Genomic DNA, 24,834 nt, shown 5'->3' with positions numbered 1-24,834 from the left:
AGCGCCCAGGGGGAAGTCATGCCTTCAAAACATCCAACAACGAAAAAAGCAAGAAGGTGGGGAGCACAGACATGAACCGAGATTTCAAGACAATCCTGATGGGCGCGAGCGTCGTCACGGTCCTTCCGGGGGCGGCCATGGCCGACTTCTTCAAGGACTCCAGCGCCAACCTGGATACCAAGAACTACTACTTCAACCGCGACTACCGCGAGGCCTCCAAGCAGTCCAAGCGTGACGAATGGGCGCAGGGTTTCACCTTCAACTTCATCTCCGGCTACACCCCAGGCACCGTCGGCTTCGGCCTGGATGTCACCGGCATGCTGGGCGTGAAGCTGGACTCCAGCCCCGACCGTTCCGGCACCGGCCTGCTGCCCAAGGGCAGTGACGGACGTGCCGCCGACGAGTACTCCAAGCTCGGCGTGGCCGGCAAGGTGCGCATCAGCAAGACCGAGCTGCGCGTCGGCGAGCAGGTGCCCAAGCTGCCGGTATTGCAGCCCAACACCAGCCGCCTGTTCCCGCAGACCTTCCAGGGCGCGACCGTCAGCTCCAAGGACATTTCCAACCTGACCCTGGGCCTGGGCCAGTTCGACCGCATGCGTGACCGCGAGTCGACCGACCGTGAAACCATGAGCATGACCGCCCAGAACGGCGCCTACAAAGCCGCCACCAGCAATCAGTTCCGCTACGCGGGCGGTGACTACAACCTGCTGCCGGACCTGCAGCTGAGCTACTACTACGGCGAGCTCGAGCGCCTCTACCAGCAGCACTTCTTCGGCCTCAAGCATGCCTTCAAGTTCGGCCCCGGCACCGTGCGCAGCGAGTTGCGCTACTGGGATGCCGACAAGGACGGCGCAGGCCTGGCCGGCAAGGTCGACAACCGCGCGCTGAGCACCCGCTTCAGCTACGAGTGGGCGGGCCACAACTTCGGCGTGGGCTACCAGAAGCAGTACGGCGACACCCCGTTCCCGTATGTCGATGGCGCCAACACCTACCTGTTCACCGAGTATCAATTGGTCAACTTCTCGCAGACCAACGAGCGTGCCTGGCATGCCCGCTACGAGTACGACTTCGCCGCCCTCGGCGTGCCGGGCCTGACCTTCGGCATGCGTTACGCCCAGGGCTGGGGGATCGAAACCACCAAGCTGGTCGGCGAGCAGGGCCGTGAGTGGGAGCGCGACCTGGATATCGGCTACGTGGTGCAGTCCGGCTTGGTCAAGGGCTTGTCCTTGCGCTGGCGCAACGCCCAGCTCAACTCCAGCTATGCCAACGACATCAACGAGAACCGCTTCATCGTGGGGTACACCTGGGCGCTCTGGTAGCGCCGGGTTTCCTGCGGGAGGTGGCTTGCCTTCTGCTTCATGAACGACGCCGCCCGCGGCCATGGAATTCTGTATGAAACGAATCGCACATCCACTGCTCACTGCCACCCACGGCACCCAACGCGAGATCGTCAGCGAGCACTTTGGGCCGGACGTCTACACCAGGAAGGTGTACATCCAGGCCTGCCTGCACGCCGACGAAACGCCGGCGATGCTGGTCGCCACCGACCTGCGCCAGCGCCTGCTGGCGCTGGAGGCGGCTGGCCGGCTGACGGCACAGATCGTCCTGGTGCCGGTGGCCAACCCGGCAGGGCTCGCCCAGTTCGTCATGGGCGCGCCGAGCGGACGTTTCGAACTGGCCAGCGGGCGCAACTACAACCGTGATTTTCCCTTCCCGCTCGAGGCGATCCTGCAGCGGGTGGAAGGGGAACTCACCGACGATGCCCAGCACAACCTCAAGGCTGTGCGCGCCGCCTGGCAGCAAAGCCTGGAGGCGATCGCCCCGCGCGATGAAATGGCGTCGCTGCAGCGTCGGCTGATGCTGCTGGCACACGATGCCGACCTGGTCCTGGACCTGCACTGCTCGCGTGAGGCGGTGATGCACCTGTACACCTCCGAATGGAGCTGGGAGCAGGTCGAGCCGCTGGCCCGCTACATTGGCACGAAGGCTTCGCTGCTGTCGGTGGACTCCCAGGCGCTGTCGTTCGACGAGGCGCTGAGCCTGATCTGGTGGCGCCTGCGCGAGCGTCTGCAAGGCGCCTACCCGATCCCGCTGGGCAATGCCTGCGTGACCGTCGAGCACCGTGGCCAGCGCGACGTCGATAGCGCCCTGGCGCAACAGGATGCCAGCGCGATCATCGACTACCTGTGCCATGCCGGCTTCATCAGCGGCGAGCCGGCAGCGCTGCCGGAACTGCTGTGGCCGGGCACCCCGCTGGCTGGCAGCGAGCAGTTCATCGCCCCGGTCGGTGGCGTGCTGGTGCACCGCGTTGCCCTGGGCACCCAGGTACAGCCGGGCGAACCGATGTTCGACCTGATCGACCCGCTCAGCGGCGAGGTGACCACGGTCCGCAGCGCCACCGCTGGCGTGTTGTACATGCGCCGCGACGTGCGCTTCGTGCGCCCTGGCGATCCGCTGGGACGCGTCACCGGCACCACCCCCATTCGCACCGGCAAGCTGCTCAGCGCCTGATCAGGAGTTTTCATGAACATCACCCGTATCATCGACCGTGAACAGCGCTTCGGCGCCAACAATTACTCGCCGCTGCCGGTGGCCATCAGCCGTGCCCAGGGTGTCTGGGTCGAGGACTGCGACGGCAAGCGCTACCTGGACATGATGTCGGCCTACTCGGCGGTCAGCCATGGCCACGCCCACCCGCGCATCGTCGCTGCCGCCATCGCCCAGTTGCAGAAGGTCAGCGTGGTATCGCGAGCCTTCCACTCCGAAACCCTCGGTCACTTCCTCGAAGCCCTGTGCGAGATCGCCGGCTTCGAGGCCGCCTTGCCGATGAACAGCGGTGCCGAGGCGGTGGAGACCGCGATCAAGGCTGCGCGTCGCTGGGGTTATCGGGTCAAGGGCATCGCCCGTGACAAGGCGCGAATCGTCACCGCCACCGACAACTTCCATGGTCGCACCACTACCATCGTCGGGTTCTCCACCGAGCCGCAGTACAAGGATGGCTTCGGCCCGTTCAGCGACGGTTTCGACACGGCGACCTTCGGCGATATCGATAGCTTCCGTGCAGCCATCGGTCCGGATACCTGCGCCGTGCTGATCGAGCCGATCCAGGGCGAGGCCGGCATTCGCGTGCCGCCACAGGGCTTCCTGCGTCAGTTGCGCGAGCTGTGCGACGCCACCAACACCCTGCTGATTCTTGACGAGATCCAGTCCGGCCTTGGGCGTACCGGCAAGACCTTCGCCTTCGAGCACGAGGGCATTCGCCCGGATGGCCTGATCGTCGGCAAGGCGCTGGGCGGCGGGATCCTGCCGGTCTCGGCGTTCATCGCCGACCATGCGCTGATGGACCTGTTCGATGCTGGCAGCCATGGTTCGACCTTCGGCGGCAATCCGCTGGCGGCAGCGGTAGGCCTGGAGGCGCTGCGCGTGCTGGAAGACGAGCAACTGGCGCACAACAGTGCCGAGCTTGGCGCCTACCTGCAACAGCGCTTGCGTGAGATGGCCGTCCCGTTCGTGCGTGATATCCGTGGCCGTGGGCTGTGGGTCGGGATCGAGCTGGATCGCCCTGCGCGGCCATACTGCGAGGCACTGATGGCGCTGGGCGTGCTGGCCAAGGAAACCCACGAGACCGTGCTGCGCATCGCGCCGCCGCTGTGCATCAGCCGCGACGAGTTGGACTGGGGGCTGGAGCGCATCCAGCAGGTCCTGCTGGGCTGAGGTATCGACCCTGTCGCGGGGGCCTCCGTCCTTTGTGGGTGCGACGGTTCGGCGCCCCGACTTGTCCGCAAAGAGGCCCGCTCAGGCAAGCACATTGTCCAGGGTGCTGCCATCGCGGCTCAGCGCCGCCAGCACCACCGCGGTGGCAGCGGTACGGGTTTCCACCCCCAGCTTGATGTACACATGCTCCAGGTGCTTGTTCACGGTGCGTGGGCTCAGGTCGAGGATGGTACCGATGTCGCGGTTGGTCTTGCCGCAGGCCACCCAGCGCAGCACCTCGACTTCGCGTCCGGTCAACTGGAAACGCGCCGACAGCAACCGGCTGGCCGGCGCATCGTCCAGGCTCAGGGTCGCAGGCTGCGAGGCTGCGCGTGCCGACAGCAACGAGCGAGAGGTGCGCAGATGGGCGGCAACACGGGCCAATACTTCGTCGATGCGGATCGGCTTGGTCACGTAGTCGCTGCCACCGACTTCGAAGCCTTGCACCACATGTGCGCTTTCGGTGAGGGCGGTCATGAACAGCACCGGGATGTCGCTGCTGGCGGGCTGCGCCTTGATGCGCCGGCAGGTCTCGAAACCGTCCAGGCCCGGCATCATCGCATCGAGCAGGATCAGGTCAGGGCGTCGGCGTTCGATGCGGTTCAGTGCGCTCAGGCCATCGAGGGCGACCAGCACCATGTGTCCGGCGTCGTTGAGGGCGTCGGACAACAGCGCGAGGTTGTCCGGGGTGTCGTCTACGATCAGCACGACGCCAGGTTCAGGGGCGGTGGTCAGCGCATTCATCTTCGGCCTCCTTGAGGGTGCGGGTGAGTTCGTCCAGGCGAAATTGCCGCAGCAGCGGGCGTAGCGTGTCGAGGAAGGCTGCCGTCTCGGGCGCCTCGGCCTGGATTGCATCGAGCCGGGCCTTGATGCCATGCACATGGCCGATGGCGCTGAGCTCGCCCAGGGCCACCAGCTCGGCGTAGGCCGGCAGCACGCGTTGCGTGCAGGCGCCTGTGGCCTGGCGGCGGCGCCACTGCAGGCCGAGCTGGCGCTGGATGCGCTCGAGCAGGTCGGGGGTGCGTACGGGCTTTGCCAGGTAGTCGTTGCAGGTGCTGGCCAGGGCGCGCTCGTCGTTGAGGGCATTGGCCGAGATGACGATGATCGGAGCCTTGGACAAGGCGTTGCGACGGATCAGCCGACTGGTGTCCCAGCCATCCATGCCGGGCATCGACAGGTCCATGAGGATCAGGTCCGGGCCGAGCAGGGCAACCTGGCGGATCGCTTCATGGCCATTACTGGCCTGCACCACCTCGAACCCCAGCGGCGTGAGCATGCCGCTGAGCACCTTGCGGTGGTCGACGTGGTCGTCCACTACCAGCACGCGCTGCGGGGGGCCGTCGTAGCCGATGATGTCGTGGGCCACGTGCACCACCGCCTGCGGTGCGCGCACCTGGGGCAGATACAGGCGCACCTGGAAGCAGGTGCCTTTGTCCCGCTCGCTGCGCACCTGCAGTTCGCCGCCCATCAGCGAGGTGAGCATGCGGGTGATGGTCAGGCCCAGGCCAACCCCCTTGTCCTGGCGCATCAGGTCGCCGCGCTCGAATGGCTGGAAGAGTCGCTCGAGCTGGCCAGGGTCGATGCCGATGCCGGTGTCGATGATTTCGAAGGTCGCAGTTTCGCGCAGGTAGCCCACACGCAGACGCACTTCACCGCTGTCGGTGAAGTTGACCGCATTGCCGAGCAGGTTGATGAGGATTTGCCGCACTCGTTTCTCGTCGCCGCGTACCACCGTCGGTAGCGCACCGAGCGGCTCCAGGTGAAAGCGCAGGCCTTTGTCGCGTGCTTGCGGGGTGAACATCAGCTCCAGGTCGTGGAGCAGTTCGGGGAAGGGGATCTCGGTCTGCTCCAGGCGCAGCTTGCCGGCCTCGATCTTGGCCACGTCGAGCAGGCCGTCGATCAGCGACAACAGGTGCGAGCCGCTGCGCAGGATGGTCGCCAGAGCATCCTGGTGCTGGGCCGGCATGGCCGCGTCACGCTGCAGGACCTGGGTGAAACCGAGGATGCTGTTGAGCGGCGTGCGCAGCTCGTGGGACAACCCGGTGATGTAGCGGCTCTTGGCCGCGTTGGCGGCCTCGGAGGCTTCCTTGGCGTCCTGCAGGGCCTGGTCGGTGACCCGGTGCGCGGCGATCTCCTGCATCAGCAATTGGGTCTGGCGGTTCGACTCTTCCTGGGCCACGTGGCGGCTCTCGCGGGTCAGCACGGTCCACCAGGCGAGGATCGCCGCCAGCACCGACAGCACCAGAAAGGCCTTGAAGAACGCTTGCTGCAGGGTGGCCTGGGCCGAGACGGGCAGGGCCTGCGAGGCCTGGCCGTAGATCAGTGCCAGGGCGCCGCTGAGCAGCAGGATCAACACCAGCAGCAGGCCGAGATAGTGCATCAGGCGTGTGTGCAGGCGCGGCAGTTCGGTGTTGGGCAGCAGCCAGCGCAGCAGGCTCTCGAACTGTGCCGACAGCCGTGCCTGTGGAGGTTTGCAGCGGTCGCCACAACGGGCGTCCAGCGAACAGCACAGCGAGCAGATCGGCGTGGCGTAGGCTGGGCAGAACGCCAGGTCGGCGCTTTCGAACGGGTTGCTGCACAGGCCGCAGGTGACCTGGGTGAGCGGTGTCAGGGGCTGCAACTGCAGCGGGTCGCTGCTGCGGGCGATGTAGTAGCGGCTGCGGGTGAGCACCGCCAGCACGGGGGTCGCCAGCAGCGCCGTGGCCAGGGCGATGAGCGGCGGTGCGGCCTGGGCCAGGGCGCCGAACAGGCCGACGTGGGCGAGCATGGACAGCAGTGAGGCAATCAGCATCGAACCGACGCCCACCGGGTTGATGTCGTACAGGTGCGCACGCTTGAACTCGATGTGTTTCGGTGACAGCCCCTGGGGTTTGTTGATCACCAGGTCGGCGACCACCGAGCCGATCCATGCCGTGGCGATGTTGGCGTAGAGCCCGAGTACCTGCTCGATGGCATCGAACACGCCCAGTTCCATCAGCATCAGGGCGATCGCCACGTTGAACACCAGCCATACCACGCGCCCAGGGTGGCTGTGGGTGACCCGGGCGAAGAAGTTCGACCAGGCCAGGGAGCCGGCGTAGGCGTTGGTCAGGTTGATCTTCATCTGCGAGACGAACACGAACAGCACCATCGCCCCCAGTGCCCACTCCGGTGAGGCGAACACGTAATGAAAGGCCACCAGGTACATCTGCGTGGGTTCGGCGGCGTGCTCGATGGGGATCTCGTGCTGCAGGGCAAGAAACGCCAGGAAGGCGCCGCCGGCCATCTTCAGGGCGCCGGGGACGATCCATCCGGGGCCGGCACACAGCAGTGCGGCCCACCAGCGCGTGCGGTTGGCCGCGGTCTTTTCGGGGAGAAAGCGCAGGTAGTCGACCTGCTCGCCGATCTGCGTCACCAGCGACAGCGCCACGGTACAGGCGGCGCAGAACGCCAGCAGATTGAAATCGCCGCCGCTGGCGCTACGGCCCTGGAAGCTGGTCCAGTCGCTGAAGGCCTGGGGGTTTTTCAGCAGTACGAACAGGTAGGGCAGCACCAGCAGCACCAGCCACAGGGGCTGAGTCCACAGTTGCAGGCGGCTGATCAGGGTCACGCCATAGGCGACCAGCGGAATCACCAGCAGTGAGCAGATGACATAGGCGAAGGCCAGCGGGATGTGGAAGTACATCTCCAGGGCCAGTGCCATGATCGCCGCTTCCAGGGCGAAGAACAGGAAGGTGAAGCTGGCATAGATCAGCGAGGTGATGGTCGAGCCGATGTAACCGAAGCCGGCGCCCCGGGTCAGAAGGTCCATGTCCACACCGTAGCGGGCGGCGTAGTAGCTGATGGGCAGGCCGGTGAAGAAGATCACCAGGCTCGCCGCCAGGATCGCCCAGAAGGTGTTGGTGAAGCCATAGCTCAGCGCCAGTACCCCGCCGATCGCTTCCAGGGCCAGGAACGACACCGCGCCCAGGGCGGTGTTGGCGATGCGGGTTTCCGACCATTTGCGAAACGACTTGGGGGTGTAGCGCAGGGCGTAGTCCTCCATGGTCTCGTCGGCGACCCAGCGGTTGTAGTCGCGGCGGATCTTGGCGATGCGCTGGGTACCGGGGGCTGGCACGGTGAGGTGGCTCCTGCGGTGGTGGCGGTCCGTGCCTGGCGGGTGTGGTTGGGAGTCGAGCAAGTTTCATGCCCTGGGATTGTCGGGGCCGCGACCACAGGTACCCCGCAGGCTCCGAAATCAGCGGGGTACCTGTGGGAGCGGGTTTACCCGCGAAGAGGCCGCCACTGACTCACAAAGACAGTCGCCCCGGCATCCTGCCCCATGCTGGTGCAATTCACCCTACGTCAAATGACGTACGCCGCTACGTCAGGCTGCGTATACCTGTCGCTGTCGTGCAGCTCCATGCTGGTGCCACCACCGCATAGGAGTAGCAGCATGGAACCACGATTGATCCGCACCAAAGGTCTGTTGCCGCGCCGCCTGGCGCTGGGCGCCGCCGCGCTGTCGCTGCTGGCGGCGAGCGTGTTCAGCCAGGGCGCACTGGCCGACGAGGCCAACAGCACTGGCCTGGCCGTTACTGCCACCGAAGTCACGGTCGGTCAGTTGCATTCGGCCACCGGCACCATGGCGATTTCCGAAACCGGTTCGATCCAGGCCGAGCGCCTGGCCATCGACCAGATCAACGCCGCAGGCGGCGTGCTGGGTCGGCAGATCAAGGTGGTTCAGGAAGACGGCGCCTCCGATTGGCCGACCTTCGCCGAAAAAGCCAAGAAGCTGCTGGTCAACGACAAGGTCGCCACGGTGTTCGGCTGCTGGACCTCGGCCTCGCGCAAGGCCGTGCTGCCGATCTTCGAGAAAGAGAACGGCCTGCTGTACTACCCGACCTTCTACGAAGGCCTGGAACAGTCCAAGAACGTCATCTACACCGGCCAGGAGGCGACCCAGCAGATCCTCGCCAGCCTCGACTGGATCGCCAAGACCAAGGGCGCCAAGACCTTCTACCTGGTCGGTTCGGACTACATCTGGCCACGCACCTCGATGAAGATCGCGCGCAAGCACATCGAGAACGTGCTGCACGGCACGGTGGTCGGCGAGGACTACTACCCGCTGGGCAACACCCAGTTCGGCTCGCTGATCAACAAGGTCAAGCTGAAGAAGCCCGACGTGGTGTTCGCCGCCGTGGTCGGTGGCTCCAACGTGGCCTTCTACAAGCAACTCAACGCCGCCGGCGTGAACGCGGCCAAGCAGACCCTGCTGACCCTGTCGGTGACCGAGGACGAACTGCTGGGGATCGGCGGCGAGAACATGGCCGGTTTCTACGCCTCGATGAAGTACTTCCAGAGCCTCGACAACCCCAACAACAAAGCCTTCGTCGAGGCCTTCAAGGCCAAGTACGGCAAGGACGCGGTGATCGGCGACGTGACCCAGGCCGCCTACCTCGGCCCATGGCTGTGGAAGGCCGCGGTGGAGAAGGCCGGCAGCTTCGACGTCGACAAGGTGGTCGCCGCCTCGCCAGGCATCGAGCTCACCACAGCACCGGAAGGCTACGTGAAGGTGCACGAGAACCATCACCTGTGGAGCAAGACGCGCATCGGCGAAGTGCAGCCCAACGGCCAGTTCAAGGTGGTCTACGAGTCCGACCTGATCGAGCCGAACCCCTTCCCCAAGGGCTACCAGTAATCCCTCGGCCCTCGCCCTGGCATGCCGGGGCGCGGCGCTCCCATCCCACAGCAGGAGACCATCATCATGGAATGGCTATCGGAATTTGGTGCCATCGCGGCGATGCAGGGGTTCAACGGCCTGTCCGTGTTCTGCGTGCTGCTGTTGATGGCACTGGGGCTGGCGATCATCTTTGGCCAGATGGGGGTCATCAACATGGCCCACGGCGAGTTCCTGACCATCGGCGCCTACACCACCTACGTCTGCTCCAGCCTGACCAGCCACTTCGCCCCGGGCTTCCAGCCGTACTACTTTTTCTTCGCCATCGCCCTGTCGTTCCTGGTCGCCGGTGCCATCGGCTGGCTGGTGGAGTGGGCGATGATCAGCCGCTTGTACAAGCGCCCGCTCGATACGCTGCTGGCGACCTGGGGCCTGTCGCTGGTCATGCAGCAGACCTTCCGTTCGGTGTTCGGCGCCCGTGAGGTCAGTGCGACGCCGCCGGATTGGCTGATGGGCTCGTTCAACCTCACCGACGCCATCGAGATCCCGCGCAACGGCCTGTTCATGATCGCCCTGACCGTGTTGCTGACGGCGGCCATCTTCGTGCTGCTGTATCGCTCACGCTGGGGCCTGCATGTGCGCGCCACGGTGCAGAACCGCCTGATGAGCCGGGCGGTGGGCATCAACACGCGCAAGGTCGACCGCATGACGTTCGCCCTGGGTTGCGGGGTGGCCGGGGTGGCCGGCGCGGCCTTCACCACCATCGGCTCCACTGGCCCCACCTCGGGCGCGCAGTACATCGTCGACACCTTCCTGGTGGTGGTCTTCGGCGGCGCGCAGAGCCTGTTCGGGACCATGGCCTCGGCCTTCGTCATCGCCCAGACCCAATCGATCTCGGAGTTCTTCCTCAGCGGCTCGATGGCCAAGGTGCTGACCCTCTCCGGGGTGATCCTGATCCTGATGCTGCGCCCGCAAGGGTTGTTCTCCATCAAAGTGCGCAAGTAGAGGCGAGCCGATGAACGTTCTGGACAAGATGCTGGCAGGCAAGCCCAACCTGCTGGGCGTGGCGCTGCTGGCGCTGCTGATTTTCGTGGTGTTCCCGCTGACCCTGGACGCCTTCCGCCTGAACATGGTGGGCAAGTACCTGACCTATGCCTTCGTTGCCGTGGGCCTGGTGTTGTGCTGGGGCTACGGCGGCATCCTCAGCCTGGGGCAGGGGGTGTTCTTCGGCGTGGGCGGGTACTGCATGGCGATGTTTCTCAAGCTTGAAGCCTCCGACCCGGTCAGCACCAAGATCCAGACCACGCCGGGCATCCCCGACTTCATGGACTGGAACCAGCTCACCGAGCTGCCGCTGTTCTGGGTGCCGTTCAACAGCTTCGGTTTCACCCTGCTGGCGGTGATCCTGGTGCCGGTGCTGCTGGCCTTCGTGATTGGCATGGCGCTGTTCAAGCGGCGGGTGGGCGACGTGTACTTCTCCATCGTCACCCAGGCCATCGCGCTGATCCTCACCGTGCTGATCATCGGCCAGCAGGGCCTGACCGGTGGCGTCAACGGCATCACCGACCTCAAGACCCTGATGGGCTGGGACCTGCGTACCGACAGCGCCAAGCTGATCCTGTACTTCATCAACGCCGCGCTGCTGTTCGGCTGCATCTTCATTGGCCGCTTCGTGCTGAGGTCCAAGCTGGGCCGGCTGTTGATGGCGATGCGCGACAAGGAGGAGCGGGTCCGGTTCTCCGGTTACGACGTGGCGACCTTCAAGATCTTCGTGTTCTGCATCGCTGCGGCGTTCTCGGCCATTGGCGGGGCGATGTTCGCCCTGCAGGTCGGCTTCATGTCGCCCTCGTTCGTCGGCATCGTGCCCTCTATCGAGATGGTCATCTTCACCGCTGTCGGCGGGCGCATGTCACTGCTGGGCGCGGTGTATGGCGCGCTGCTGGTGAACTACGGCAAGACCTACTTTTCCGAGTCGCTCCCCGAGCTGTGGTTGTACCTGATGGGCGGGCTGTTCATCGCCGTGGTCATGTACTTCCCCAACGGCCTGGCCGGGCTGTGGGACAGCCACGGGCGCCAGGCCCTGGCACGTTGGCTGCGACGTACACCACGACCGGCACCTGTACCCGAGGCCGTGGCGCCGGCGAGCCGTCCTGGCACACCGAGCGTTGCACCTGCTTCCCTGGAGACCCAGCCATGAGCCCCATCGGTTTCGAGATGAAGAAGCCGGTCCTGGCCATCGAGGGCCTGACCGTATCCTTCGACGGCTTCAAGGCCGTGGACAACCTCAACCTGTACATCGACCGCAACGAGGTGCGCGTGGTGATCGGCCCCAACGGAGCCGGCAAGACCACGGTCCTCGATCTGATCTGCGGCAAGACCCGCGCCACCAGCGGCAGCATCCTGTTCGACGGCAAGGAGCTGACCCGCATGCGCGAGTTCAACATCGTGCGCGTCGGGGTCGGGCGCAAGTTCCAGAACCCGTCGATCTACGAAAACCTCACGGTGTTCGAGAACCTCGAGATGTCGTATCCGGCCGGGCGCAAGGTGTTCGGCGCGCTGTTCTTCAAGCGCAGTGCGGCGGTCGTGGCGCGGGTCGAGGAGGTGGCGCGGGAGATCTTTCTCGGTGACCTGCTCGAACAGCAGGCCGACCTGCTGTCCCACGGCCAGAAGCAATGGCTGGAGATCGGCATGCTGCTGATGCAGGACCCGGACCTGCTGATGCTCGACGAGCCGGTCGCCGGCATGAGCGTAGGCGAGCGGGTACAGACCGCCGAGCTGCTCAAGCGCATCAGCCAGGGCCGGTCGGTGCTGGTCATCGAGCACGACATGGAGTTCGTCAAGAGCATCGCGCACAAGGTCACCGTGCTGCACCAGGGCAAGGTCCTGGCCGAAGGCAGCATGGAGGCGGTGCAGAACAACCCGAAGGTCGTCGAAGTCTATCTGGGCCACTGAGGAAGCCGGCATGTTCAACGTCAAGCAACTGTCCTGTGGCTACGGCCAGAGCCAGATCCTCCACGACCTCGACCTGGCGGTGGCCAGGCGCGAAATCGTCGCCGTGATGGGGCGTAACGGCATGGGCAAGACTACGCTGTTCAAGAGCCTGATGGGGCTGCTGCCACAGTGGCGCGGCCAGGTCAGCGTCGATGGCCGGGAAGTCTCCGGCCTGGACACCCATGAACGGGTCGAGCACGGCATTGCCTACGTGCCCCAGGGACGGATGATCTTCCCCAGCATGACCGTGCTGGAAAACATCCAGACCGGTCTGCCTGCCTCGGCCAAGGGCCAGGTGCCCGAGGACCTCTATGCACTGTTTCCGGTGCTTCATGACATGCGCGCACGCAAGGGCGGCAACCTCTCCGGCGGACAACAGCAGCAGTTGGCGATTGCCCGTGCCCTGGCGACCAACCCCAAGGTGCTGCTGCTCGATGAACCGACCGAGGGCATCCAGCCGTCGATCATCAAGGACATCGCCCGCGCCCTGAAAGAGATCCGCGACCTGCGCGACCTGACCATCGTGGTCTCCGAGCAGGTGCTGTCGTTCACCCTCGAGATTGCCGACCGCTTTTTGGTGATCGAGAAGGGCCGCTTCGTGATCGAGGAGACCCGCGCCAACGTCGACGAAGCCACCATCAGCCGTTACCTCTCGGTGTAGCGGGCCTGCTACGTCATCCGACGTATTGGCCGATCCGCACCTGCGTTCAAGACTGTCAGCAATGCACTAAACCTTACTGTCCAGGAGCTTTGCCATGACCGATACCCTGATCAAAGTCGACCTCAACCAGCCCGCCACCGAAAACGAGCAGATCCACAACCGCTGGCACCCGGACATCCCCATGGCCTGCTGGGTCAAGCCGGGCGATGACTTCATCCTCGAGACCTACGACTGGACCGCCGGGGCGATCAAGAACAACGACGATGCCTCGGATGTGCGCGATGTCGACCTGTCGACCGTGCACTACCTGTCCGGCCCGGTGGGCGTGCAGGGCGCCGAGCCGGGTGACCTGCTGGTCGTCGACCTGCTCGACATCGGCGCCAAGGCCGATTCGATGTGGGGCTTCAATGGCTTCTTCTCGCGGCAGAACGGCGGCGGTTTCCTCACCGATCACTTCCCCAGCGCACAGAAGGCGATCTGGGATTTCAAGGGGATGTTCACCAGCTCCCGGCACATCCCTGGGGTGAATTTCGCCGGCCTGATCCACCCCGGGCTGATCGGTTGCCTGCCAGATCCGGTGATGCTCGCCGCCTGGAACCGCCGCGAGCAGGAACTGATCGACACCAACCCCACCCGCGTACCGCCGCTGGCCAACCCGCCGCTGGCCGCCACCGCGCACATGGGCAAGCTCAAGGGCCAGGCCCGTGACGATGCCGCCGCCACCGGCGCGCGCACCGTGCCGCCGCGCGAGCATGGCGGCAACTGCGATATCAAGGACCTGTCGCGGGGCTCGAAGATTTTCTTCCCGGTGTACGTCAAGGGTGCCGGGCTGTCGGTGGGCGACCTGCACTTCAGCCAGGGCGATGGCGAGATTACCTTCTGCGGCGCCATCGAGATGGCCGGCTGGGTGCACATGAAAGTCGAGCTGATCAAGGGCGGCATGGCCAAGTACGGCATCAGGAACCCGGTGTTCAAGCCCAGCCCGATTACCCCGAACTACAAGAACTACCTGATCTTCGAAGGCATCTCGGTGGATGAAAGCGGCCAGCAGCACTACCTGGACGTCAACGTCGCCTATCGCCAGGCTTGCCTGAACGCCATCAATTACCTGACCAAGTTCGGCTATTCCCCTGCCCAGGGCTACGCCTTGCTGGGCTCGGCGCCGGTGCAGGGGCACATCAGCGGCGTGGTGGACATCCCCAACGCCTGCGCCACCCTGTGGCTGCCGACCGAGATCTTCGATTTCGACATCAATCCCAGCGCCAGCGGCCCGACCAGGCACCTGGACGGCAGCGTCGATCTGCCGATCGCCCCGGACCTGTAAGGAGGCGCCGCCATGCCGACCTACGAATATGCCTGCCCCGAGTGCGGCACCTTCAGCATGCTGCGACCGATCGCCCAGCGCCACGAGCCGTGCCAGTGCCCGTATTGCGGCACGGCCGCCGGCGGATTGCAGGTATCGGCGCCGGCACTGGCCACCCTGTCCGCCAGCCAGCGCCAGGCCATCGCCACCAACGAACGCAGCGCCCATGCGCCGCAGACCGTCGCCGAGTACCAGCAGCGGCGCCATCCGGCCGGCTGTGGTTGTTGTTCGCCAAGCAAGGCGGTGGAGCCGACCAAGGCCAACCCACTCGGCCTCAAGAGCAAGACCGGGCCGCGGCCCTGGATGATCAGCCACTGAACGAGGTTCGTTTTCATGCGCCACGGCGATATTTCCAGCAGCCCCGACACCGTCGGCGTTGCTGTCGTGAACTACAAGATGCCGCGCCTGCACAGCAAGGCCGAAGTCATCGATAACGCCCGCAAGATCGGCGAAATGATCAAGGGCATGAAGCAGGGGTTGCCTGGCATGGACCTGGTGGTCTTCCCCGAGTACAGCACCATGGGCATCCTCTATGACCACGACGAGATGATGGCCACTGCCGCGAGCATACCGGGCGAGGAAACTGCGATCTTCTCGGCGGCCTGCCGCGAGGCCAACACCTGGGGGGTGTTTTCCCTGACCGGCGAGCGTCACGAGGAACACCCGCACAAGGCGCCGTACAACACCCTGGTGCTGATCGACAACCAGGGGCAGATCGTCCAGCGCTATCGCAAGTGCATCCCCTGGTGCCCCATCGAGGGCTGGTACCCGGGCGATCGCACCTACGTCTGCGACGGCCCCAAGGGCATGAAGATCAGCCTGATCATCTGCGACGACGGCAACTACCCGGAGATCTGGCGCGATTGCGCGATGAAGGGCGCCGAACTGATCGTGCGCTGCCAGGGCTACATGTACCCGGCCAAGGAACAGCAGGTGCAGATGTCCAAGAGCATGGCCTGGGCCAACAACTGCTACGTCGCGGTGGCCAACGCCGCGGGGTTCGATGGCGTGTACTCGTACTTTGGCCATTCGGCGATCATCGGCTTCGATGGCCGTACCCTGGGGGAGTGTGGTGAGGAGGAGATGGGTATCCAGTACGCCCAGTTGTCGATCTCGCAGATCCGCGATGCGCGTGCCAACGACCAGTCGCAGAACCACCTGTTCAAGTTGCTGCACCGCGGCTACACCGGGGTGTTCGACTCTGGCGACGGCGACAAGGGCGTGGCCGACTGCCCCTTCGAGTTCTACCGCACCTGGGTACTGGATGCGCAGAAAGCCCAGGAGAATGTCGAGCGCATCACCCGGCGTACGGTCGGCGTAGCCGATTGCCCGGTGGGGCAGTTGCCCCACGAAGGCCAAGAACGCAGCGTGGGTTGAGGCATGTCGTCTCTGCAGGCGTGTGCGCCGGTCTCGCGTTTCGTGTTCGAGCCGCAGCAGGTGATGAGCCTGCTGCGCCAGCGCATCGTCGGGCAGGACGTGGCGCTGGCGGCCGTGGAGGCGCAGCTCAAGGTGCTCAAGGCCGACATCAGCGACCCTGGGCGCCCGCTCGGCGTGAACCTGTTCATGGGCCCGACCGGGGTCGGCAAGACCGAGATCGTGCGTCTGCTCGCCCAGGCCATCCATGGCCGCCCCGACGCGTTGTGTCGCATCGACATGCAGACCCTGGCCCAGGAGCATTACGCCGCGTCGTTGACCGGGGCGCCGCCGGGCTACGTGGGCAGCAAGGAAGGCATCAGCCTGTTCGACGAGACACTGATTGCCGGCAGCTACAGCCGCCCTGGCATCGTGTTGTTCGATGAATTGGAAAAAGCCAGCGACCAGGTGCTGCGCAGCCTGCTGGGCATCCTCGAAAGCGGCCGCCTGACCCTGGCGGGCGGCACCCGCACCCTGGACTTTCGCAACAGCCTGATTTTCATGACCAGCAACGTGGGGGCGCGTGAGGCCGGGCGGCGGATGCGTCGGGGATGGCGGCGATGGCTGGCGCTGTTCGGCGAGTCCGAGGCGCAGGTGCTCGAGCGCGCGCTGCACCAGCGATTCGAACCGGAGTTTCTCAATCGCATCGACCGCATCCTCATGTTCGAGCGCATCGAAGAGCGCTGGCTGGAAGCGTTGCTGGATATCGAGTTGGCCAGGCTGGCGCAGCGCCTGGGGCCTCAGCGCCGCGTGCAGTTGGACGAGTCGGCGCGGGCCTGGCTGATCGCTGGGCACGACGTACGTTTCGGGGCCAGGGCCCTTGGGCGACGCGTGCGGGTGATGCTGGAGCCGGCGATTGCCGACTGTCTGCTGGACGCTGACGGGAAAGGGGATATGAAGGTGACACTGCGCGGCGAACGGCTACTGGTCACGCGCTGCGCCTGAGCAGGGGCAGGGCCGTGGTAGCGAGCCCACCCGCGTAGCAGACAACGCGAAGGGCAAGGATTGCGCGCTGGATTTCGGGCAGTAAAAAGCCGGCTTGTGGCCGGCTCTCGGGGACGGGCTTGGCTAATTTTTGGTAAGCCGCAACCGCCTTAACAGGTTGGCCATCGAGGCCTGAAAAAGATGACAAACGGCCGTGTGGGGCGTCGTCAGGTGCTCTGGGATGCGGCTTTTGCCGACCCTCGGCTAAATGTGCCGCGTAGCATACTAGGGCTCGCCAGGGATGCCCAGCGAAAATTGGCACCGGGTGTTTCATACGGGCCGCTGACGGCTGAACCACGACCACCAGAATACCCAACCCAGTACCTGCATGCCCTGGGCGTGGCGTTGGGCCGGGGTGTAGCGCTCGACGGCGTAGTTGCGTCGGTCGTGGCTGTGCAGGCACAGCGTGCCGTTATGGTTCAGGCTGAGGCTGTGCACCCGCAACCGGCCCTCGTGCATCAGCGCGTAGGTCTGCCCGTCGACCACGCGGGTCAGGCTGCGGTCGATGGCCAGGGCGGCGCCAATGGGGATCAGCGGTGCCATGTTAGCGTCTGGCATGTCCAGGCAAATGGCGTTTTCCGGGAGGATGCCGAGCGTCTCCAATGCCTGCGCCGACACCAGCAGGTGGCGCTCCGGATCCGATATGAGCTGGCCGTCGAGCAGGCGGTGGAAATCGACGCATATCTGCCTGCCGCCATGGCCGGGGGGCGCGGTTTCGGGCTGTGGCAGGCCGGGGCGCAGGATCGGACTCGGGTGCTTGGGGCCTTCGCCGCTGCGCAGCCAGTGGCGATAGACGCAGAACAGGTCGGCGATTTCGTCCAGGCGCGCCAGGGGAATACCCCGTTTGAACCAGTTGTTCACGTGCTGGGGTGTGACATTGCGCTGGGCGGCGAAGTCGGAAGGGGTCAGGCCACATTCCTGCAGGAGGGTCTTGAGACGGTCACCGGAATTGTTCATGGCGGCGAGTCTAGATTGTGGTGCGAGGAGATGAAATAAACAGGGTGTTTATGCTAAGGGTGGGAATCTGAGGCTGTTGTCGGCTGCTTTTGCAGGGTGATGTGGGATTTCTCTTTTATTTTTGGATGAGACATTTGATGACCCTGCAAGAAAACGGTGTCTGTATCCGAGAGGCATAAAAAAGCCCGGCACAGATGGCCGGGCTTTTCATGGCAAGGCAGTCATCAGCCCTTGTAGGCTGCAACCGACTTGGTGATCGCGGCGCGGGCGGCGTCAGCGCCTTCCCAGCCTTCGATCTTGACCCACTTGCCCTTCTCCAGATCCTTGTAGTTGGCGAAGAAGTGCTCGATCTGCTGGATCAGCAGTGCCGGCAGGTCGGTGTACTCTTTCACGTCGACGTACAGCTGCGACAGCTTGTCGTGCGGTACGGCGATGACCTTGGCGTCGCCGCCGCCGTCATCGGTCATGTTCAGTACGCCGACCGGACGGGCGCGGATCACCGAGCCTGGGGCGACCGGGTACGGGGTGACGACCAGCACGTCCAGCGGATCACCGTCGTCGGCCAGGGTGTTGGGGATGAAGCCGTAGTTGGCTGGGTAGAACATCGGGGTCGCCATGAAACGGTCGACGAACAGGGTATCGCTGTCCTTGTCGATCTCGTATTTGATCGGCGCGTGGTTGGCAGGGATCTCGATGGCGACGTAGATGTCGTTCGGCAGGTCCTTGCCCGCAGGAATCTTGCTGTAGCTCATTGGGCTTTGCCCCCGTGATTGACCAAAAAAGTGGCGGCGATTATAGGCACATTCCGCCAGCGCATGCCACGGTCGGCCTGATGTGCGGGCGTATCAGGAGGGGGCGTCGCGGTACTGCGGGTGTTCGGCCTGCAGGCGTGTCAGGCGGGCCAGCGGGTCCTGGCGATAGAACAGCGACAATTGCCGGTACACCTGTGGATAACTCTCGTGCAGCAGGTCTGGAGCACTGAAGAAGTATTCACTGGTCACGGCGAAGAATTCGGCCGGATTTTCCGCAGCGTAGGGATCGATGGCCGTTTCCAGGTCAGGGTTGGCGTCGAGCTGGCGGTTGAGGTCGTCGTAGGCCTGCTGCATGGCGTGGGCCCAGGCATTGACGTCCATGCCCGGGTGCAGGGGCGGCAGGCCGTTGGCGTCGCCGTTGAGCATGTCGAGCTTGTGCGCCAGCTCGTGGATCACCAGGTTGTAGGCTTCCCAACCGCCGCTGGCCTCGACGCCGGCCCAGGCCATGATCACCGGGCCCTGCTGCCAGGCCTCGCCGCTGTGTTCGCCGTCCCACACATGCTCGACACCACTGGCATCGCGGTGGCGCTGGGGGCTCTTGAAGTCGTCGGGGTAGAGGATGATCTCGTGAAAGCCCTGGTACCAGTTCAGCTCGCCCAGGTGCAGCAGTGGAAGCTGGGCCTGGGCCGCGAGGAACAGGCGCTGCTCGTCGTCCAGCTCGACGCCGGGCAGGGTAGTGAGGTGCTTGTCGTACAGAAACAGCACGCTGGCCTCGCGCAGCCAGCGGTCTTCCTCGTCGCTGATGCCGTCGAGCAGGGGCAGGCGGTCACGGATCGCCTGCCACAGCGCTTGATCGACCTGGTAGCGCGCCAGGGTGCGCTTGCGCCGCCAGGCGCTGAACGACCACATGGACGGTCAGTGGGCCTTGGCGGTACGGCCCAGTCGGCCACGCAGCAGGCCCAGGATCATCGGCACCAGCGACAGGACGATGATGGCCACGACCATCAGCGACAGGTGCTGCTTGATGAAAGGCACGTTACCGAAGAAGTAGCCCAGGGTGACCAGGCCGCCAACCCACAGCAGGGTGCCGGCGACGCTGAAACCGAGGAAACGCGGGTAGTGCATGTGGGCAATGCCGGCGACGAACGGGGCGAAGGTGCGCAGGATGGGCAGGAAGCGGGCAAGGGTGACGGTCTTGCCGCCGTGGCGCTCGTAGAATTCGTGGGTGCGCTGCAGGTAGTCGCGGCGGAAGATCTTCGAGTTCGGGTTGCGGAACAGGCGTTCCCCGGCCGTTCGTCCGATCACGTAGTTGGTGCTGTCGCCGAGGATCGCGGCGACCATCAGCAGGCCGGCGAGCAGTACCGGATCCATGCCACCGCCCGCGGCCACGGCGCCGGCGATGAACAGCAGCGAATCGCCCGGCAGGAAGGGCATGACCACCAGGCCGGTCTCGCAGAAGATCACCGCGAACAGGATGGCGTAGATCCAGGGACCATAGTTGGTCACCAGCAGGTCGAGGTAGGCATCGAGATGCAGGATAAGGTCCAGCGGGTTGAATTCCATGTACAGCACCTGTTGTCTTGACCCGCTTCCACGGGCGCGCGATGACGGACGACGTCATTTTGCGTGGGCATGTTCACCGGTGGATGGGTAACTTTTCACACATGACGAATGGGGCATTATACGGCGAAGTCGTGAAGATGCCCGGGGAGTTTGTAGCGGGGGGTTACGGGGCGGCGCGAGCCGTCCCCCGCAGGGTGGACGGCACTGGCCTTCAGATCTGAACAGGACTGTTGCTTGCAATAGGAGGCACGTCAAGCAATTTCAGATGAGCCCGGTCGGTCAATCCTGGCTGATCGGCAGGACGTAGTTCTCGAACTCGGTATCCTTGCGAAAGCCCATGGACTCGTAGGTCTTCATCGCTACCTCGTTGTCGCTGCTGGTGGATACGCGCATGCGCACGGCGTTGGTTTCCTTCGCCATCTTCTTGGCTTCGCGCATCAGGTGGTCGGCCACCAGCATGCGTCGGGAATCCTCGGCAACGTAGATATCGTTGAGGATCCACACGCGTTTGAGCGACAGCGAGGAAAAACTCGGGTAGAGCTGGCAGAAACCCAGCAGCTTGCTGTTGTCGTCATCCGGCAGGGCCAGGTAGATCACCGACTCTCCGCGTTTCAGGCGCTTCTCGAGAAAACTGCGCGAGGTGTCCGGGTAGGGCAGTTGCCCATAGAACTCGCGATAGGTGACGAACAGCGGGGTGAGCAGGTCGAGGTGTTCCAGGGTTGCCTTGATGATGCGCATGAGCAGGCCTCAGAGTCCATGTGGGAACGGGGGATGCAAGCTGCCTCGTACCGGCATGCTGCCCCAAGGCAGCCTAGAAGCGCAATCCGCCTTGGGTTACATGTTTTCTACCCTTCACCGAGCAGGAAGTTTCCGCATTTGCTGGAGGGGTTCTCACTGTCGATGCTGTGGACCTCGGCTTCATCCTTCAGGTTCACCCCTGAAAGCTGCCGGCGACAGGCCTCGCGCATCAGGTACAGCAGGCGATGCGCGGCCATGCCGTAGCTCAGGCCTTCCAGGCGCACGTTGGAGATGCAGTTGCGGTAGGCGTCGGTCAGGCCCACTTTCGGGGCGTAGGTGAAGTACAGGCCCAGGCTGTCGGGCGAGCTCAGGCCAGGGCGTTCGCCGATCAGCATCACGGTCATCCGCGCACCGAGCAGCTCGCCGACTTCGTCGGCCACCGCGACTCGGCCCTGTTCCACCAGGATCACCGGGGCGCTGCTCCAGCCATCGGCGGCGGCCTGTTCCTCGAAGCGGCTCAGCAAGGGCAGCGTGTGGCGATGCACGGCCAATGCCGAGAGGCCGTCGGCCACCACGATTGCCAGATCGACGCCGCCCGGGTTGGCCTGGGCGTGTTCACGCAGTTTCAGCGCCGAGTCGTCGCTCAGGCGGCGCCCAAGGTCAGGACGCTGCAGATACTGGTGACGATCGGCGGCGGCGCTGTGCAGCAACAGGCTGTCACGGCCACGGTCGCTCAGTTGCTGGCGCAGGCCGGTATGGTCGAAGGGCAGGTGCACCGCATCGCGGGCCTGGGCGTGGGCGAACTGGAAATCCAGCTGCGCCCCGGTCGGCAGGCTGGTACCGGTACGGCCCAGGGCGATGCGCGCGGGCGTCAGGTTGCGCAGGGCCAGCCAGGGGTTGTCATGCGTGGGGGTAGGTCGGTCCATGGTCGTCCCTATGCGAGCTGCGCCAACGCGTGGCGGAAGGCCGGAGGCAGGTTGTCGCCGAAGCGTACCCGGCCGTCGGCCTGGGTGAAGATGCCGGTGCGTTCCAGCCAGGCCTCGAATTCCGGGCCGGGTTTCAGGCCGAGCGTCTGGCGCGCGTAGAGCGCGTCGTGGAACGAGGTGGTCTGGTAGTTGAGCATGATGTCGTCGGAGCCAGGGATGCCCATGATGAAGTTGATCCCGGCGACACCGAGCAGGGTCAGCAAGGTGTCCATGTCATCCTGGTCGGCTTCGGCGTGGTTGGTGTAGCAGATGTCGCAACCCATCGGCACGCCGAGCAGCTTGCCGCAGAAGTGGTCTTCCAGGCCGGCGCGGATGATCTGCTTGCCGTTGTACAGGTACTCCGGGCCGATGAAACCGACCACGGTGTTGACCAGGAATGGCTTGAAATGCCGCGCCACGGCGTAGGCGCGGGTCTCGCAGGTTTGTTGATCGACGCCGTGGTGGGCGTTGGCCGACAGCGCGCTGCCCTGGCCGGTCTCGAAGTACATGAGGTTCTGCCCGAGGGTGCCGCGCTTGAGCGATAGCCCTGCCTCGTAGCCTTCCTGGAGTACGTTGAGGTTGATGCCGAAGCCCGCGTTGGCGGCCTCGGTGCCGGCGATGGACTGGAACACCAGGTCCAGCGGCACGCCGCGGTTGATCGCCTCGATCGAGGTGGTGACGTGGGTGAGCACGCAGGCCTGGGTGGGAATGTCGTAGCGCTGGATGATCGCGTCGAGCATTTCCAGCAGTGCGCAGATCGATGCGATGCTGTCGGTCGCCGGGTTGATGCCGATCATGGCGTCGCCGTTGCCGTACAGCAGGCCGTCGAGGATGCTGGCGGCGATGCCGGCGGGCTCGTCGGTGGGGTGGTTGGGCTGCAGACGGGTCGACAGCCGCCCGCGCAGGCCCATGGTGCCGCGAAACGCGGTGACCACGCGGATCTTCTGTGCCACCAGCACCAGGTCCTGGACGCGCATGATCTTCGACACGGCGGCGGCCATTTCCGGCGTCAGGCCGGGGGCCAGGGCGCGCAGGCTGGCTTCGTCGGCCGCTTCGCTGAGCAGCCAGTCACGCAGGCCGCCGACGGTGAGGTGGCTGACCGGGGCGAACGCGGCGGCGTCATGGGTGTCGATGATCAGCCGGGTGATCTCGTCCTGTTCGTAGGGGATCAGCGCTTCGCTGAGAAAGTGACTGAGCGGGATGTTGGCCAGGGCCATCTGCGCGGCGACCCGTTCGCCGTCGTTGGCGGCGGCGACGCCGGCCAGGAAGTCGCCCGAACGCGCCGGGCTGGCCTTGGCCATGACTTCCTTGAGGCTGTCGAAGCGGTAGACCAGATTGCCTACCGTGTGTACGAAACTTGCCATACAGAATCTCCAGAGCGCCGCAGGGCTGGCCTGCGGCGTAAGTCGGCGATCAGTGCAAGGCCTCTTCGGCCTTCTGGATCGCGGCGAATTCCTCTTCCGGCGTCCCGGCCACCAGATGGTGACGACTGTAGAAAGCAAAGTAGGCAATTAATACCGCATAGATCACGGCAGCGCCAATCACCACGCGTGGGTCGACCAGGAAGCCGGCGACCACGGCGATGCAGGCCAGCACCAGGGCCACGCCCGAGGTGAAGATGCCGCCGGGGGTACGGTACGGGCGCTCCATCTTCGGTCGACGAATGCGCAGGGTGATGTGCGCGGCCATCATCAGTACGTAGGACAGGGTGGCGCCGAACACCGCGACCAGGATCAGCAGGTCACCCTGGCCGGTCAGCGACAGGGCGAATCCGATGATGCCGGGGATCACCAGGGCCAGCACCGGCGCCTTGCTCTTGTTGGTTTGCGAGAGCTTGCGCGGCAGGTAGCCCGCGCGCGAAAGCGCGAAGATCTGCCGCGAATAGGCGTAGATGATCGAGAAGAAGCTGGCGATCAGCCCAGCCAGGCCGACCAGGTTGACGAAGCCGCCCATCCAGGTCGAGCCGCCGTACGCCTTCGACAGTGCCTCGACCAGCGGGTTGCCCGAAGCCTTGAGTGCTTCGGAGCCGGCGCCGCCGGGGCCGACCACCAGGATCAGCAAGGCGAAGGCCAGCAGCACCAGCATCGCGCCGATCAGGCCGCGGGGCAGGTCGCGCTTGGGGTTCTTGGTCTCTTCTGCGGCCAGGGGCACGCCTTCGACGGCGAGGAAGAACCAGATCGCATAGGGGATCGCCGCCCAGATGCCGACATAGCCGAATGGCAGGAAGCTGCTGGCGCCGACGGCGTCGGTCTTGGCGATGTCGAACAGGTTGGCTGCATCAAAATGGGGCACCATGCCGATCAGGAACACCGCCAGTGCAATCGCAGCGACGGCGGTGATGATGAACATCAGCTTCAGCGCCTCGCCGACCCCGAAGATGTGGATGCCGATGAAGACGATGTAGAACGCCAGGTAGATCATCCAGCCGCCGATGCCGAACAGCGATTGGCAGTAGGCGCCGATGAACACGGCGATGGCGGCGGGGGCGATGGCGTATTCGATGAGGATCGCCGTGCCGGTGAGAAAGCCGCCCCAGGGCCCGAACGCGCTGCGGGCGAAGCCGTAGCCACCGCCAGCGGTGGGTATCATCGAGGACAGTTCGGCCAGCGAGAAGCACATGCACAGGTACATGGTGGCCATCAGCAGCGTGGCCAGGAACATGCCGCCCCAGCCACCTTGGGCGAGGCCGAAGTTCCAGCCGGCGTAGTCGCCGGAAATCACGTAGGCCACGCCCAGGCCCACCAGCAGGACCCAGCCTGCGGCGCCTTTTTTCAGTTCACGCTGCTGGAAATAGTCGGAGCCGACTTTCTCGAAATCTACGGAAGAACTTGCCGGCGTGCCGGCGGATTGATCGCTTGGCATGGATTCACCTGTTGTTTTTTTGCGGGCCGGAAGGGGTTCCGGACCTTGGTGATTGTGTTGCAGGAAGCGAGCCAGAGCGGTTGGGACACGCCAACCGGCCTGAAATCTGGTGTATGCAGGTCGGGCCCCTTCGCGGGGGGGGGGGGGGGGGGGGCCGCCCGCGGGGGGGGGGGGGGCGGGCGGGCGGGCGGGGG

At 64.9% G+C, this 24,834-nt stretch carries 22 protein-coding genes; 12 read left to right on the top strand and 10 right to left on the bottom strand.

What is annotated here, in order from left to right; genetic code table 11:
• The first annotated feature begins 71 nt into the window (after positions 1-71).
• From IAE40_RS23915 to rocD, 3 genes are all read left to right on the top strand, one after another.
• Entirely contained in the window at positions 72-1,319 is a 1,248-nt protein-coding gene (locus tag IAE40_RS23915; protein ID WP_054892771.1) for an OprD family porin, read from the top strand.
• Positions 1,320-1,392: 73 nt separating this feature from the next.
• Positions 1,393-2,511, top strand: a complete 1,119-nt coding sequence (locus tag IAE40_RS23910; RefSeq protein WP_200603970.1) for a succinylglutamate desuccinylase/aspartoacylase family protein — start codon at positions 1,393-1,395, stop codon at positions 2,509-2,511.
• Positions 2,512-2,523: 12 nt separating this feature from the next.
• The gene (gene rocD, locus IAE40_RS23905; protein ID WP_197893432.1) at positions 2,524-3,714 is read left to right on the top strand and encodes an ornithine--oxo-acid transaminase; all 1,191 of its coding nucleotides are present in this window, start codon (positions 2,524-2,526) and stop codon (positions 3,712-3,714) included.
• An 81-nt stretch (positions 3,715-3,795) separates the two neighbouring features.
• Here rocD and IAE40_RS23900 read toward each other — a convergent pair whose 3' ends face one another.
• Both IAE40_RS23900 and IAE40_RS23895 read right to left on the bottom strand, forming a co-directional pair.
• Positions 3,796-4,497 (bottom strand): response regulator, encoded by a 702-nt coding sequence (locus IAE40_RS23900; RefSeq protein ID WP_063542561.1) that lies wholly within the window; start codon positions 4,495-4,497, stop codon positions 3,796-3,798.
• Positions 4,472-7,849 carry an ATP-binding protein gene (locus IAE40_RS23895; protein WP_200603969.1) on the bottom strand — a complete coding sequence of 1,126 codons (3,378 nt, stop codon included), beginning with the start codon at positions 7,847-7,849 and terminating at the stop codon, positions 4,472-4,474. Before IAE40_RS23895 ends, IAE40_RS23900 begins: the two co-directional genes overlap by 26 nt.
• Positions 7,850-8,167: 318 nt before the next feature.
• On the opposite strand from IAE40_RS23895, the gene urtA reads away from it, so the two are divergent.
• The 9 genes from urtA (at position 8,168) to IAE40_RS23850 (ending at position 16,764) form a co-directional block, all read left to right on the top strand.
• Positions 8,168-9,412: an urea ABC transporter substrate-binding protein gene (urtA, locus tag IAE40_RS23890; RefSeq protein ID WP_200603968.1), complete on the top strand. Its 1,245-nt coding sequence runs from the start codon at positions 8,168-8,170 to the stop codon at positions 9,410-9,412.
• A 66-nt stretch (positions 9,413-9,478) separates the two neighbouring features.
• Complete coding sequence (gene urtB, locus IAE40_RS23885; protein ID WP_054892777.1) at positions 9,479-10,396, top strand: urea ABC transporter permease subunit UrtB; 918 nt, start codon at positions 9,479-9,481, stop codon at positions 10,394-10,396.
• Between the two features lie 10 nt (positions 10,397-10,406).
• Positions 10,407-11,588 carry an urea ABC transporter permease subunit UrtC gene (urtC, locus tag IAE40_RS23880; RefSeq protein WP_200603967.1) on the top strand — a complete coding sequence of 394 codons (1,182 nt, stop codon included), beginning with the start codon at positions 10,407-10,409 and terminating at the stop codon, positions 11,586-11,588.
• Positions 11,585-12,343 carry an urea ABC transporter ATP-binding protein UrtD gene (urtD, locus tag IAE40_RS23875; protein WP_200603966.1) on the top strand — a complete coding sequence of 253 codons (759 nt, stop codon included), beginning with the start codon at positions 11,585-11,587 and terminating at the stop codon, positions 12,341-12,343. The genes urtC and urtD overlap by 4 nt, the downstream gene beginning before the upstream one ends.
• Before the next feature lie 10 nt (positions 12,344-12,353).
• Positions 12,354-13,043 (top strand): urea ABC transporter ATP-binding subunit UrtE, encoded by a 690-nt coding sequence (gene urtE / locus IAE40_RS23870; protein ID WP_054892780.1) that lies wholly within the window; start codon positions 12,354-12,356, stop codon positions 13,041-13,043.
• Between the two features lie 94 nt (positions 13,044-13,137).
• The gene (gene fmdA / locus IAE40_RS23865) at positions 13,138-14,367 is read left to right on the top strand and encodes a formamidase (protein ID WP_063542572.1); all 1,230 of its coding nucleotides are present in this window, start codon (positions 13,138-13,140) and stop codon (positions 14,365-14,367) included.
• A 12-nt stretch (positions 14,368-14,379) separates the two neighbouring features.
• The gene (locus tag IAE40_RS23860) at positions 14,380-14,724 is read left to right on the top strand and encodes an FmdB family zinc ribbon protein (RefSeq protein WP_054892782.1); all 345 of its coding nucleotides are present in this window, start codon (positions 14,380-14,382) and stop codon (positions 14,722-14,724) included.
• Positions 14,725-14,739: 15 nt separating this feature from the next.
• On the top strand, positions 14,740-15,783 hold the full coding sequence (locus IAE40_RS23855; protein WP_054892783.1) for an aliphatic amidase: 1,044 nt from the start codon (positions 14,740-14,742) through the stop codon (positions 15,781-15,783).
• 3 nt (positions 15,784-15,786) lie between these two features.
• Complete coding sequence (locus IAE40_RS23850) at positions 15,787-16,764, top strand: AAA family ATPase (protein ID WP_234465234.1); 978 nt, start codon at positions 15,787-15,789, stop codon at positions 16,762-16,764.
• A gap of 309 nt (positions 16,765-17,073) precedes the next feature.
• Here IAE40_RS23850 and IAE40_RS23845 read toward each other — a convergent pair whose 3' ends face one another.
• From IAE40_RS23845 to eat, 8 genes are all read right to left on the bottom strand, one after another.
• Positions 17,074-17,760: a LexA family transcriptional regulator gene (locus IAE40_RS23845; protein WP_112897234.1), complete on the bottom strand. Its 687-nt coding sequence runs from the start codon at positions 17,758-17,760 to the stop codon at positions 17,074-17,076.
• Between the two features lie 224 nt (positions 17,761-17,984).
• A complete protein-coding gene (ppa, locus tag IAE40_RS23840) occupies positions 17,985-18,512 on the bottom strand; it encodes an inorganic diphosphatase (protein ID WP_003255365.1) in 528 nt (175 codons plus the stop codon).
• Between the two features lie 93 nt (positions 18,513-18,605).
• Positions 18,606-19,421, bottom strand: coding sequence for a zinc-dependent peptidase (locus IAE40_RS23835; protein ID WP_153774442.1), 816 nt, complete (start codon positions 19,419-19,421; stop codon positions 18,606-18,608).
• A 6-nt stretch (positions 19,422-19,427) separates the two neighbouring features.
• Positions 19,428-20,075, bottom strand: coding sequence for a DedA family protein (locus IAE40_RS23830; RefSeq protein ID WP_054892787.1), 648 nt, complete (start codon positions 20,073-20,075; stop codon positions 19,428-19,430).
• 279 nt (positions 20,076-20,354) lie between these two features.
• Positions 20,355-20,813 carry a GNAT family N-acetyltransferase gene (locus IAE40_RS23825; RefSeq protein ID WP_054892789.1) on the bottom strand — a complete coding sequence of 153 codons (459 nt, stop codon included), beginning with the start codon at positions 20,811-20,813 and terminating at the stop codon, positions 20,355-20,357.
• Between the two features lie 107 nt (positions 20,814-20,920).
• Positions 20,921-21,739, bottom strand: a complete 819-nt coding sequence (eutC, locus tag IAE40_RS23820; RefSeq protein WP_065861502.1) for an ethanolamine ammonia-lyase subunit EutC — start codon at positions 21,737-21,739, stop codon at positions 20,921-20,923.
• Positions 21,740-21,747: 8 nt separating this feature from the next.
• Positions 21,748-23,142, bottom strand: coding sequence for an ethanolamine ammonia-lyase subunit EutB (locus IAE40_RS23815; RefSeq protein WP_054892791.1), 1,395 nt, complete (start codon positions 23,140-23,142; stop codon positions 21,748-21,750).
• Between the two features lie 49 nt (positions 23,143-23,191).
• Entirely contained in the window at positions 23,192-24,640 is a 1,449-nt protein-coding gene (gene eat / locus IAE40_RS23810; RefSeq protein ID WP_054892792.1) for an ethanolamine permease, read from the bottom strand.
• Between the last annotated feature and the right edge of the window lie 194 nt (positions 24,641-24,834).

The organism is Pseudomonas sp. S44, from assembly GCF_016624805.1.
Lineage (GTDB): Bacteria > Pseudomonadota > Gammaproteobacteria > Pseudomonadales > Pseudomonadaceae > Aquipseudomonas > Aquipseudomonas machongensis.
The sequence above is the reverse complement of the archived record's forward strand: the minus strand, read 5'-3'. Positions and strand labels throughout refer to the sequence as shown.